The organism is Acidovorax sp. CF316, from assembly GCF_000276605.1.
Classification (GTDB): Bacteria; Pseudomonadota; Gammaproteobacteria; order Burkholderiales; family Burkholderiaceae_C; genus Acidovorax.
This window is the reverse complement of record NZ_AKJX01000179.1, coordinates 1-12205: the sequence shown is the minus strand read 5'-3', so window position 1 is coordinate 12205 and position 12205 is coordinate 1. Positions and strand designations below refer to the sequence as shown.

The window sequence follows — 12205 nt, the reverse complement described above, 5'->3', positions numbered from 1 at the left end:
GGCAGCCGCTGGCCTGCCGCCTCGGGCACCGGTCCGCCTGAAAGGCCGGTGTTGCCGCCCTGCGGCACCACGGGCACGCCGTGCGCATGGCACCAGGCGAGCAATTGCGCCACCTCGGCCGTGTTGGCCGGCTGGGCGACCGCCAGCGCCGGACCGGTCCATTGGCCACGCCAGTCGGTGAGGAAAGGGGCGGTGTCCGCAGGCTCGGTCCACAGGCGGCCTGCGTAGGCTGCGCGCAGGGAGTCCAGGGTGCTTGCGGTGGGGACGGCGGTCATCGGGCTTGCTGCTTGTCTCGTTGCTGGCGCGTTGGTGGCGCGTTGGTGGCACTTTGTGCGCTTGCCGCGAAGTATCGGCAGCGACCCCTCCCACCACAATCAATGCTTTCTTATGGATTGTGAAGATGGTCTAATGAATGGCCATGTCCCTGCCCCACTTCACGCCGCGCCAGCTCGAAGCCTTCATCACCGTGGCCGAGATGCGCAGCTTCACGGCCACGGCAGACCGGCTGGCGCTCACGCCCTCGGCCGTGAGCCAGCTGGTGGGCGAGCTGGAGGACGCACTCGACTTCAAGCTCTTCGAGCGCAGCACGCGCCGCGTGGCCATCACCAGCGCGGGGCGCGAGTTCCTGGCCTCGGCGGAGTCGGTGCTCAAGCACCTGCGCATGGCGCAGTCGGCCGCCAGCGACGTGCGCAACCGCGCTGCCGGCATCGTGCGCATCGCTGCGCCCCTGGTCGTGGCCAGCGTGATCCTGCCGCAGGCCATCAAGGCCTACCTGCAGGAGCGCCCCAAGGTGCGCATCCACATCCGCGACGTGCCGGTGGAGAAGCTGGTGGACGCGGTGACCAGCGGCGACGCCGACCTGGCCCTGGGCCCGGACCGCGCCTGCGGCGTGGACGTGGCGCGCACCCAGCTGTTCGAAAGCCCCTGGGTGCTGTGGTGCGCCCCCACCCACCCGCTGGCGCGCCAGCGCAGCGTGACCTGGCAGCAGTTGCACGCCCACCCACTGGTGGCTGCAGGCCGCGACCACGAGCGCAGCGTGGCGCAGATGCACACCGGCCTGCCCAGCGCGCAGCGCGTGACGCCGGTGGAGATCGTGGACAACATCTCCACCGCGTTGGGCCTGGCCGCCGCCGACGTGGCCGCCACACTGGCGCCCGACTACGTGGGCGCGCTGGCCAAGCCGCTCGGGCTGGTGCGCCGGCGCATCCTGGCACCCGAGGCCATGCGCTACGTGTGCCTGTACCGCCCCACGCAGCGCGCCACCTCACCGGCGGCCGAAGGGTTTGCGGAGCACCTGGTCAAGGTGCTGCCCCAACGCCGCTGAAGCGGGGGAGCAGGAGACAGGCCTCGGCATTGCTGGCGGAAAAGCACCGGTCCGCCGCATCGCGCCAGGGCAACCATTCATAGGCGACATGCTCGCGCGGGCTCAGCACCACCGGTGTGCCGGCGGGCACGCGCAGGCCGAAGACACGCTCGCGGTTGAGCACCACGCCCGGCGCATAGCGGTGCCGCCACTGGGGCCAGATGTCGTAGACGTTCTCCAGGTACCAGTCGGCGAGCACGCAGCCATGGGCCTGCACGTCGATGCCGGTCTCCTCGCGCACCTCGCGCCCGGCCGTGGTTTCCCAGGCTTCGTCCTCGCGGTCCTTGCTGCCGGTGACGGACTGCCAGTGCTCGCCGCCATCGGCGCGGCGAATGAGCAGCACCTCGAGCGCGGGCGTGTGGATCACGACCAGCACCGACTGCGGGATCTTGAAAGGCCGCACAAGAGCCGCCACCGCCCCCGGGCTGCTCATGCCGCAGCCACGAGCGCATCGACGTCGAGCGCGGGGCCCTCGGGCAACGCCCCCACGGCGCACTGCAGCAGCCACTGCGGGGAGATGCGGCACAGCAGGCCACGCCCGGGCTTGCTGCCGTCCGACGTGGGCACGGGAACCACGGCGTCGATCAACGGGGTGCCCGCCGTGCCACCGGCCATGCCCACGGGGCGGAGGTCCCGCCGGTCGAGGTCGAGCATGGCGCCCAACGCATCGACGCGCAGCACGAACTCCCGGGATCCTCCCGCTTCGAGCGGCACACGCACCAGCACCATCTGGCGGTTCGGGTCGGCCGCCCGCGGCACGGCGGCATCGCCCTGCCCCTGCGCCACCACGCTGCGCAGGTCCACCACGGAGTACACACGCCCGCCGACATGTGCAAGCCCGAGGAAGGGAGCGCGTGCACCCCCGCCGTGCAGCACCGTCACGTCGGGGGCGGCCGTGATGACCTGGGCCGCATCCACCCCCAGCCAGTGCGAGCCGATCAGGAACGTCGCCATCTGCATGCGGTGCTCGGACGCGACGCGTGCAGCGCCCGGGTGCGCATCGAACTGGGGCGCCAGGGGCGGCGCCAGGCGGCGCTCGCACAGGTGGCGCAGCACCAGGCAGCTGAGGCCGTGGTCGTAGCCATCGCTGGTGCGGAACTCGCGGTAACCCTGGCCGCGCGCCTGACCCACACCGTACAGATGGCCGGCCAGCGCAGCCGTGCGCCCGCCCTGGCGGGCCGTGGCAATGGCCTGCGGCGCCTGCAGGCAAGCAGCACTGCCGCTGGCGCGCACCAGGTGGTCGCGGCTGTCCACGAAGGCCAGCACATCCTGCGCGCCGGCTCCCACGGCACAGTCGTCCAGGATGGACTGGAGCTGGTTGGCCGCATCCCAGACCACGGCGATACCGCCCAGGACCGGTCTGGCACCACCAGGGGCCTCACGGCCCTCCCAGCCATCTCCCGCCCCCGCCCGCACGGCAGCGGCGTACACGAAGGTCGGCCCCTGATAGAAGCGGCTGGTCTCGTAACGGCTCACGGTGTAGGCCTGGTTGCCCTGCAAGCGCAGGCAGCGCAGCGCCCAGTCTTCGTCCAGCGTGGTGCCCACGAGGTGGGCCTGCTCTGGCTGTGAGACGGCCACCACCCGGCCATCGGCGCCGAACAGCACCAGGCTGGCGTACACCGTGTACAGGCCATTGATCTCCGCCAGCACGGCCGTGGCCTGGCTGCAACCCAGGGTTCCGGCCGCGAGGGAGCGCGCGAACTGCGGCGTGAGCGCCCACCAGCGGCAATCGTTGGCCCGCTCATAGAGGTTGCGGTCCAGGATCTGCATGGCCAATGCGGCCCGGCCCTGGGCGTCGCGCAGCAGCGAGCGCAGCACCACGCTGTAGAGGTCCTGCAGGGCGCTGTCGAAAGCCCGGGCGGTCTTGCGCGCGGTGGCGCCGATCTCGGCCAGCAGGGTCTTGGCAAACAGCAACTCGCGCGGTGCAGCGGCATCCCGGCCTTCATGGCCGGCCTCGCCGATCTGGTGGAGTTCGAGCAGGCCGTTCCAGACCGAGCGCTCCAGCGCCGACTGGATGGCGGCCGAGCGCCGGGGAATGTCGCGCAGCTCCTGCGACAGCAGTTCCGCCTGGCCCGACAGCTCGCTGGCCAAGGCACTGCGCTCGTCATGCGAGGCCTCGTCAAAGGCCAGGTCCAGCGGCAGCAGCGCCACGCCGCGCCAACCAGGGCCCTGGTAGCCCTGGAAGCCCTGGGTGTCGCGCACGGCCATCAGGTAGCGCCGGCTGGCATGGCGCACCACATGCACGCCGGCGCTGCCCGCCGGGGGCAGTTGCCAGCCTGCCGGCAACTGCAGCGGATCGCCCGATGCGAGCACGCACCCCGCAGCATCGACCAGGGCCAGCACCGCATCGCTGCCGTGCACCATGCCCTGTGCGTCCTCTTGCTGCACCGACTCGAAGATGGCCGGCATTTCGTCGGCCAGCTTGAACTCCAGGCACAGCACGCCCACGGCACGCCCGCCCGAATGCACACGCCGGGCGTAGACCAGTGTTTGCGCAAAGCTGCCGCAGAAGCCGTGCACGGCATGGTGCTCGACATAGGTGGTATCGCTTTGCAGCACCGAGCGCAGGAAGGCGCCGTCGGCATCCCGCTGGTCGAGCCCACCCACCGGGGACACGGTGCGCAGGCTGGCGCAGGGTTCCAGGTCGGCGTCGAAAAGGAAGATGTTGCCGTAGACCGTGTACTTGCTGGCGTATTCGGCCAGGCGCGCCTCGATCAGCGGGCGCCGGGCAGGGTCGGGATCGGCCAGGAACTCGGCCACACCCACGTCGGTGGCGAAGAAGCCGATGTCGGCCGTGCGTTCGAACAGGTTGCGCACCAGCACGTCGATGCACACCTGGGCGCGGGCGACGAGATCCTCGGTGCGGTTCTTCAGGGCCTCGTTCACCAGGCCCTGCATCAGGTCGCCCGAGAGGGCCGCGAAATCCCGGCGCGCCTGGGCCAGGTCACCGCCCGACGAGGCCTTGGAGGACAGCAGGGACAGCGACGACAGCAGCGAAAGCTGGTCCCATGCGCTTTCGACCAGGCGCAGCTCCTGGCGTTGGTGCTGCGCTGCGGGCATGTAGCGCAGCCACTGTTCCGGGGAATTCAGGGGGAGAGACACGGGTGATCGTCCTTTGCGCGGAAGGCCCTGCAAGGACCGACGACGCATTGTGCGGTGTGGCACGGGATCTGCAAACAGGCATATTGCATGCGTTTGCCAATGCCCACCCGGGCCGCACTGCGGACCGGCACCTCTCTCTCCCGGCGCAGGCCGTGGCGCTCAGGGCTTGCTGCGCGTCGCCACCGGCGGTGGCAGTTCCTTGGTCTGCAGCAGTTGCACCTGGGTCACGAGCTTGTTGTGCGAGTCGAGGAAGGCGGCGGCGATGACCTTGCCCTCGTTGGTATTGCTCCAGCCCGCGCCGCCGGCCCCCCCCATGCGGCCCCAGAGCAGCCCGGCCGCTCCCAGGTCGGTGCTGCGCGCGGCGCCGGTGGCCGCAGCCACCTGCTCGGTGGTCTCGTTGTCGGTGAGCAGCAAGGCCGTCTGCGCCTCCTTGAACTTGACCTGCTCGGCCAGGCCCACGAGGCCCGCAATGTCGCGCAGCACCGGGATCATGGCGATGATGCCGGCGATGCTGCGGCCCGCGTCCTGCTCGCTGAAGGTCAGGCTCGGGGTCAGCGTGTACTGCGCCTCGTAGCCCTTGCCTTTGGCCACGGTGGAGTTCTTGCGCAGGATGCCGGCGTCCTTGAGCTCTTGCTCCTGCACCGTGCCGCGCAGGCCGGCCGCGCGGTCGACGATGCGAAAGCAGCCACTCTGCTGGGCGATGAGGCGGATCAGCGGCACAGGGGATGCCGGCAACTGGTAGCTGCTGGACACCGTGTAGCCGTTGGGGTTCTCGGCCAGGGCCAGCGTGGCCACGGGCTGGCTGCACTGGATGAGTTCCTTGGCGGCGTCCTTGGCGCCGGCGGGCCCGGCGGAGCCTGTGACCACCGAGCCGCCCTGGCCCAGCTCGGTCTTCTTTTCACCGCAGCCGGCCAGCAGCAGGGTGGCGGCCACGGCCAGCGCGAGGGGGGCTTTCACGGAAGAACGCATGGGAAACCTCGGATCGATTGGAAAGGGGAACACAAGGGCACGGCCCATGAAAAAAGCGGCACCGGCCAGGGGCCGCTACCGCTTTCTTCTCAGGAATGCCCGGTCATGGGGATGACGGGGTGGCTCGTTCCTGCGGGCCCGCTCAGGCCGCGGCCGTCTTCACGGCGTCGGGGTTGCGCAGGCGGATGTGCAGCTCGCGCAGCTGCTTTTCGTCCACGGGCGACGGGGCCTGCGTGAGCAGGCACTGGGCGCGCTGGGTCTTGGGGAAGGCGATCACGTCGCGGATCGACTCGGCACCGGTCATCAGCGTCACGATGCGGTCCAGGCCGAAGGCCAGGCCGCCGTGCGGGGGCGCACCGTACTGCAACGCGTCCAGCAGGAAGCCGAACTTCTCCTGAGCTTCCTCGGGCGAGATCTTCAGTGCGTCGAACACCTTCTGCTGCACGTCGGCGCGGTGGATACGGACCGAGCCGCCGCCCATTTCCCAGCCGTTGAGCACCATGTCGTAGCCCTTGGAGATGCACTTCTCGGGCGCCGTCACCATCCAGTCCTCGTGGCCATCCTTGGGGCTGGTGAAGGGGTGGTGCACCGAGTTCCAGCGCTGGTTGTCCTCGTCGAACTCGAACATCGGGAAGTCCACCACCCACAGCGGGGCCCAGCGGCTCTCGAACAGGCCGTTCTTCTTGCCGAACTCGCTGTGGCCGATCTTGATGCGCAGCGCGCCGATGGCGTCGTTGACGATCTTTTCCTTGTCGGCACCGAAGAAGATCAGGTCGCCGTCCTGGGCCCCCGTGCGCGTGAGGATCTCGGTGATCGCCGCGTCATGGATGTTCTTGATGATCGGGCTTTGCAGACCCTCGCGGCCCTTGGACAGGTCGTTGACCTTGACCCAGGCCAGGCCCTTGGCGCCGTAGATCTTGACGAACTCGGTGTAGGCGTCGATCTCGCCACGCGACAGGCCGGCACCTTCCTTGGCACCGCCGGGCACGCGCAGGGCCACTACGCGGCCGCCCTTCATGTTGGCGGCGCCCGAGAAGACCTTGAACTCGACGTCCTTCATCACCTCGGTCAGCTCGGTGAATTCGAGCTTCACGCGCAGGTCGGGCTTGTCCGAGCCGAAGCGGAAGGCCGCGTCCTGGTAGGTCATGACCGGGAACTCGCCCAGGTCCACGCCCAGCGTGTTCTGGAACACCGTCTTGATCATGCCCTGGAACATGTCGCGGATGTCCTGCTCTTCCATGAACGAGGTTTCGATATCGATCTGGGTGAACTCGGGCTGGCGGTCGGCACGCAGGTCTTCGTCGCGGAAGCACTTGGTGATCTGGTAGTAGCGGTCGAAGCCGGCCACCATCAAGAGCTGCTTGAACAGCTGGGGCGACTGGGGCAGCGCGAAGAACTGGCCGTCATGCACGCGGCTGGGCACCAGGTAGTCGCGCGCGCCTTCGGGCGTGCTCTTGGTGAGCATGGGGGTTTCGATGTCCACGAAGCCGTTGGCATCGAGGAACTTGCGCACTTCCATGGCCACCTTGTAGCGCAGCATCAGGTTGTTCTGCATGTAGGGGCGGCGCAGGTCCAGCACGCGGTGCGTGAGGCGCGTGGTCTCGCTGAGGTTTTCCTCGTCGATCTGGAACGGAGGCGTGACCGAGGGGTTGAGCACGTTGAGCTCGTGGCACAGCACTTCGATCTGGCCGCTCTTGAGTTTGTCGTTGGTGGTGCCGGCGGGGCGTGCACGCACCACGCCCTTGACCTGCACGCAGTACTCGTTGCGCACTTCTTCGGCGGTCTTGAACATCTCGGCGCGGTCCGGGTCGCACACCACCTGCACATAGCCTTCACGGTCGCGCAGGTCGATGAAGATCACGCCACCGTGGTCGCGGCGGCGGTTCACCCAACCCGAGAGGGTGACGGTTTGGCCCAGGAGGGCTTCGGTCACAAGACCGCAGTAGTGGGAACGCATGGCCATGGCAGAACTTCCAGCGCCCCTCGGGCGCATTGACAAAAGGGTTACTTACTTGGGAGGCAGCTGGGTGGGGTCGTTCGGGGCGACCACGCCCATGGAAACAATGTACTTGAGCGCGGAATCCACGCTCATGTCGAGCTCGACGCAGTCGCTCTTGCGCAGCATCACGAAATAGCCGCCCGTGGGGTTGGGGGTGGTGGGCACGTACACGCTCACGAATTCATCGCGCAGGTAGGCCGCCACTTCGCCATTGGGCGCACCGGTGACGAAGGCCACTGTCCAGACGCCTTCGCGCGGCCACTGCACCAGCACGGCCTTGCGAAACGCATTGCCGTTCTCGGAAAACAGGGTGTCGGAGACCTGCTTGACGCTGGAGTAGATCGAGCGCACCACCGGGATGCGGTGCACCAGGGCATCGCCCCATTGCACCAGCTTGCGGCCGGCGAAATTGCTGGCAATGGCGCCCACCACGAGCAGGATCGCCAGCGTGAGCACCACGCCGAAGCCGGGCACGTGCACGCCCAGCACCCGGTCGGGCTGCCAGGCTTCCGGCAGGATCTGCAGGGTCTGGTCCAGCGTGCTGACGATCCAGTGCAGCACCCAGGCGGTGATGACACCGGGCACGATGACCAGCAGACCGGTAAACAACCATTTGCGCAAGGAAGGCATCCGCAGATACTCAGGTTTTGGGAGTGGAGCCCGTGCCGACGCTCGGGGCGCTGGCGGCAGGGGCTGGGGATTCTTTCTTGGCGCCGCCGTCCGTGCTGGGCGCCGGGGCTGCCGCAGGGGCATCTGCGCCCTTGGCATCGGCGGCGGGCGCAGACGTGCCGCCCGCACCGCTGTTGCCGCCCCGGAAATCCGTCACGTACCAGCCCGAGCCCTTGAGCTGGAAGCCCGCTGCCGTGACCTGCTTGGAGAACGCCTCGGCGCCGCACGCCGGGCACACTGTGAGCGGTGCGTCGGAGATTTTTTGCAGCACGTCCTTGGCATGGCCGCAGGAACTGCATTTGTAGGCGTAGATAGGCATGTCGAGCGCGTCGTTGAAGGCAAAGTGCAAAACCTTCAATTATAGGCGCGCAGGCCGGCAAACCCCACGGTACCCCTGGAACAGGGGCCCCGCGGCCTACTCCACGCCCACCACGCGGTGGTGACCGGCGTGGCGGTTGGCCAGCAGTTGCGGCAGCAGCGAACCCAGCAGCATGCCCACCACGGCGGCCAACAGGCCGGCCAGCTGGGCCGGGAACACGGCCCCCCAGGAGGATATGTTGAGCAGCAGCAGCCAGGTGCCCAGGCCAAGCACGATGGCCAGGATGGCGCCCTGCGTGGTGGCGCGCTTCCAGTACAGGCCCGCCACCAGCGGCACGAAGGCACCCACCAGCGGCACCTGGTAGGCGCCCGAGACCAGTTCGTAGATGGACGTGCCCTGCATGCGGATCGCATAGGCCAGCACGCAGCCACTGAACACCAGGGTGGTGATGCGCATGGTGCGCAGGTGCTCCTTGTCGGTCATGGTGGGCCGGAACTGGCGCCAGATGTTCTCGGTGAAGGTGACGCTGGGCGCCAGCAGGGTCGCCGAGGCCGTGGATTTCAGGGCCGAGAGCAGCGCGCCGAAGAACAGCACCTGCATGATGAAGGGCATCTTGGCCATCACCAGCGTGGGCAGCACCTTCTGCGGATCTTCCTTGAGCAGTGCCGCGGTCTCGCCGGGCATGATGATCAGCGCACTGGCCACGAGGAACATGGGCACGAAGGCGAACAGGATGTAGCAGATGCCGCCGATGATCGGGCCGCGCGTGGCGGCCTTGATGTTGTTGGCCGACATCACGCGCTGGAACACGTCCTGCTGCGGGATGGAGCCGAACATCATGGTGATGCCCGCGGCGATGAAGAACACCACGTCGTGGAACTTGGGCTCGGGCAGGAAGCGGAACAGCTCGCGGTTGGACGCGAACTCGATCACCTTGTCGGCCCCGCCGGCCATGTTGCCCGCAAACACCGCGATGATGGCCAGGCCCACCACCAGGATGATCATCTGGATGAAGTCGGTGACCGCCACCGACCACATGCCGCCGAACAGCGTGTAGGCCAGGATGGACACCACGCCGATGGCCATGCCCATGGGGATGCTGATGGCATCGCCCGACAGCAGGTTGAACACCAGGCCCAGCGCCGTGACCTGTGCCGAGACCCAGCCCAGGTAGCTGAGCATGATGATCAGCGAGCAGACGACTTCGACCGTGCGGCCATAGCGCTCACGGTAGTAGTCGCTGATGGTCAGCAGTGTCATGCGGTAGAGCTTGCCCGCGAAGAACAGGCCCACCAGGATCAGGCAGAAACCCGCGCCGAACGGATCTTCGACCACGTTGCCTAGCCCCCCCTCGATGAACTTGGCCGGGATGCCCAGCACCGTCTCCGAGCCGAACCACGTGGCGAAGGTGGTGGTGATGATCATGTACAGCGGCAGGTGCCGCCCGGCGATGGCGAAGTCCGCCGCGTTCTTCACGCGCCGGGCCGCCAGGAGGCCGATGGCAATGGTGATCAACAGATAGACAATGACCAGGGTCAACAGCACGGCATGCTCCTCGATGTCGCGAAGGGGTGGGAAAGGGAACGGCTAGAAAATCCGGAAACGGTGCAGCACTTGCAACTGCTGTACCAGCATGAAGAACAGCCAACCCAGGAAGAAGCCGACCCCGGAATAGATGATGCCGTTCAACAGGCGGTTGGTGCGCTTTTGTTCGGCCAGCAGCTCCAGCAGCTCGCGCCGGTGGTCCTGGGGCCGGTTGCGCAGGTAGTCGTGCAGCAAGCGAGGCAGCTCGGGCAGCATCTTGGCGAAGTGCGGGCTCTCGGCCTGGATTTCGCGCCACAGGCGCTGCGGCCCCATCTGCTCGAGCATCCATTTTTCGAGAAAGGGCTTGGCAGTGCTCCACAGGTCCAGTTCGGGGTCGAGCTGGCGGCCCAGGCCCTCGATGTTGAGCAGCGTTTTTTGCAGCAGCACCAGTTGCGGCTGGATCTCCACGTGGAAGCGGCGCGAGGTCTGGAACAGGCGCATCAGCACCATGCCCAGCGAGATCTCCTTGAGCGGCCGGTCGAAGTACGGCTCGCAGACGGTGCGGATCGCCGATTCGAGGTCGTTCACCCGCGTGTCCGGCGGCACCCAGCCGCTTTCGATGTGCAGTTCGGCCACGCGCTTGTAGTCGCGCCGGAAGAAGGCCGTGAAGTTCTGCGCCAGGTACTCCTTGTCGAACTCGGTGAGCGTGCCGACGATGCCGAAGTCCAGCGAGATGTAGCGCCCGAAGGTCGCCGCGTCCAGGCTCACCTGGATATTGCCGGGGTGCATGTCGGCATGGAAGAAGCCGTCGCGGAACACCTGGGTGAAGAAGATGGTGACACCGTCGCGCGCCAGCTTGGGGATGTCCACCCCCGCGTCGCGCAGCCGCTCGATCTGGTTGATGGGCACACCGTTCATGCGCTGCATCACCATCACCTCGGCATGGCAGAAGTCCCAGAAGATCTCGGGGATCAGCACCAGGTCCAGGCCCGACATGTTGCGGCGCAACTGCGCGGCATTGGCGGCCTCGCGCACCAGGTCCAGCTCGTCGTGCAGGTAGTTGTCGAACTCGGCGACCACCTCGCGGGGCTTGAGGCGCTTGCCGTCGGCCGACAGGCTTTCCACCCAGCCGGCCATCATGCGCATCAGCGCCAGGTCTTTCTCGATCACCGGCAGCATGCCCGGGCGCAGCACCTTCACGGCCACTTCGCGCGCGATGCCGTGGCGGTCACGCAGGGTGGCGAAGTGCACCTGGGCAATCGAGGCACTGGCCACCGGCACGCGGTCGAAATGCGTGAACACCTCGTCCACCGGGCGGCGGAAGGCACGCTCGATGGTGGCGATGGCGATGTCGTGGTGGAACGGCGGCACCCGGTCCTGCAGCAGGGCCAGCTCGTCGGCGATGTCCGCCGGCAGCAGATCGCGCCGGGTGGAGAGCACCTGGCCGAACTTGACGAAGATGGGCCCCAGGCGCTCCAGCGCCTCGCGCAGGCGCTGGCCGCGCGGGGCGTCCAGGTTGCGCCCGATGGAAACGATGCGCGAGACCAGGCGCAGCCACGGCTTCTGGAAGCTGTCGAGCACCAGCCCGTCCAGCCCATAGCGGAACACCACCCAGAGGATGGCCACACCCCGGAGAAAACGCTTCATGGACCGGTCCGGTCGGCGCCAGGGCTGTTGTTGGTGCTGCTGCCCGCCGGTGGCACGGATGCCGGTGCAGGCGGGTACGCGGCAGCTGCAGCGGGTGCAGGGCTGCTGCCGCCATCGGCCGGCGGCACGCGCGAGCCGACGAACTGGCGCAGCGCCTGCGCGGCCTTGCGCGCCACTTCGCTGATGGTGTGCGCGGGCGCGTCACCGACCACGCGGGAGAGGTCTTCCTCCAGGTCCCAGCGCACGTTGTCCACCAGCCAGTTGATCTCGGCCGCCAGCTGCACGTCGCCTTCGATGCGGATCGCGGGCTTGTCGCCGCGCAGCGCCGCCTGGGCCAGCGCCAGGGGCGAGGTCTCGGTGATTTCGAGCTGCAGGTCGGGCACGGCGCCTTCGGCGGCCAGGTTCAGCAGGCCTGCCGGCGTGATCACCAGCGCCATGGAAAACGCACGCCACTGCACGCGCGCCACGCGCCCGCGCTGGCGCACCAGGCGGTCCATGGCCTCGCGCTCCTGCATGAGCACATGGTTCAGGAACAGCACCAGCCGCTGCTGCACCTCGTGCACGAGCCATTGCGGCGGGCTGCCCGAGTGGGACGCCGACGGGCTTCCGGCCG

General features: G+C 68.0%; 11 protein-coding genes. 1 reads left to right on the top strand and 10 read right to left on the bottom strand.

The window, feature by feature from the left end; all coding sequences use genetic code 11:
- The coding region (locus PMI14_RS22845) for an FAD-binding oxidoreductase (protein ID WP_007857781.1) at positions 1 to 275 on the bottom strand (275 nt) is incomplete at its 3' end.
- A gap of 143 nt (positions 276 to 418) precedes the next feature.
- Between PMI14_RS22845 and PMI14_RS22840 the strand changes: the two genes are divergently transcribed.
- Positions 419 to 1324 carry a LysR family transcriptional regulator gene (locus tag PMI14_RS22840; protein WP_035205239.1) on the top strand — a complete coding sequence of 302 codons (906 nt, stop codon included), beginning with the start codon at positions 419 to 421 and terminating at the stop codon, positions 1322 to 1324.
- On the opposite strand, the gene nudB is transcribed toward PMI14_RS22840, so the two are convergent.
- The 9 genes from nudB to PMI14_RS22795 form a co-directional block, all read right to left on the bottom strand.
- Complete coding sequence (gene nudB, locus PMI14_RS22835; protein ID WP_007857779.1) at positions 1299 to 1796, bottom strand: dihydroneopterin triphosphate diphosphatase; 498 nt, start codon at positions 1794 to 1796, stop codon at positions 1299 to 1301. The two genes, PMI14_RS22840 and nudB, sit on opposite strands and share 26 nt — an antisense overlap.
- Entirely contained in the window at positions 1793 to 4465 is a 2673-nt protein-coding gene (locus PMI14_RS22830; RefSeq protein ID WP_007857778.1) for a chemotaxis protein CheW, read from the bottom strand. Before PMI14_RS22830 ends, nudB begins: the two co-directional genes overlap by 4 nt.
- Before the next feature lie 159 nt (positions 4466 to 4624).
- A complete protein-coding gene (locus PMI14_RS22825; protein ID WP_007857777.1) occupies positions 4625 to 5434 on the bottom strand; it encodes a hypothetical protein in 810 nt (269 codons plus the stop codon).
- A 142-nt stretch (positions 5435 to 5576) separates the two neighbouring features.
- Positions 5577 to 7397 (bottom strand): aspartate--tRNA ligase, encoded by a 1821-nt coding sequence (aspS, locus tag PMI14_RS22820; protein WP_007857776.1) that lies wholly within the window; start codon positions 7395 to 7397, stop codon positions 5577 to 5579.
- A gap of 45 nt (positions 7398 to 7442) precedes the next feature.
- Complete coding sequence (locus PMI14_RS22815) at positions 7443 to 8063, bottom strand: DUF502 domain-containing protein (RefSeq protein WP_007857775.1); 621 nt, start codon at positions 8061 to 8063, stop codon at positions 7443 to 7445.
- A 10-nt stretch (positions 8064 to 8073) separates the two neighbouring features.
- On the bottom strand, positions 8074 to 8421 hold the full coding sequence (locus PMI14_RS22810) for an FmdB family zinc ribbon protein (protein ID WP_007857774.1): 348 nt from the start codon (positions 8419 to 8421) through the stop codon (positions 8074 to 8076).
- A gap of 96 nt (positions 8422 to 8517) precedes the next feature.
- A complete protein-coding gene (locus PMI14_RS22805; protein ID WP_007857773.1) occupies positions 8518 to 9966 on the bottom strand; it encodes a sodium:solute symporter family protein in 1449 nt (482 codons plus the stop codon).
- 42 nt (positions 9967 to 10008) lie between these two features.
- Positions 10009 to 11592 carry a ubiquinone biosynthesis regulatory protein kinase UbiB gene (gene ubiB / locus PMI14_RS22800; protein WP_007857772.1) on the bottom strand — a complete coding sequence of 528 codons (1584 nt, stop codon included), beginning with the start codon at positions 11590 to 11592 and terminating at the stop codon, positions 10009 to 10011.
- On the bottom strand, positions 11589 to 12155 hold the full coding sequence (locus PMI14_RS22795) for an SCP2 domain-containing protein (RefSeq protein WP_035205233.1): 567 nt from the start codon (positions 12153 to 12155) through the stop codon (positions 11589 to 11591). The genes ubiB and PMI14_RS22795 overlap by 4 nt, the downstream gene beginning before the upstream one ends.
- Between the last annotated feature and the right edge of the window lie 50 nt (positions 12156 to 12205).

What these genes read in the sequence shown, in the direction of transcription:
- PMI14_RS22815 (WP_007857775.1), bottom strand. Translation starts at nt 8,063, where the DNA reads ATGCCTTCCTTGCGCAAATGGTTGTTTACCGGTCTGCTGGTCATCGTG.
- nudB (WP_007857779.1), bottom strand. Translation starts at nt 1,796, where the DNA reads ATGAGCAGCCCGGGGGCGGTGGCGGCTCTTGTGCGGCCTTTCAAGATC.
- PMI14_RS22810 (WP_007857774.1), bottom strand. Translation starts at nt 8,421, where the DNA reads ATGCCTATCTACGCCTACAAATGCAGTTCCTGCGGCCATGCCAAGGAC.
- aspS (WP_007857776.1), bottom strand. Translation starts at nt 7,397, where the DNA reads ATGGCCATGCGTTCCCACTACTGCGGTCTTGTGACCGAAGCCCTCCTG.
- ubiB (WP_007857772.1), bottom strand. Translation starts at nt 11,592, where the DNA reads ATGAAGCGTTTTCTCCGGGGTGTGGCCATCCTCTGGGTGGTGTTCCGC.
- PMI14_RS22840 (WP_035205239.1), top strand. Translation starts at nt 419, where the DNA reads ATGTCCCTGCCCCACTTCACGCCGCGCCAGCTCGAAGCCTTCATCACC.
- PMI14_RS22825 (WP_007857777.1), bottom strand. Translation starts at nt 5,434, where the DNA reads ATGCGTTCTTCCGTGAAAGCCCCCCTCGCGCTGGCCGTGGCCGCCACC.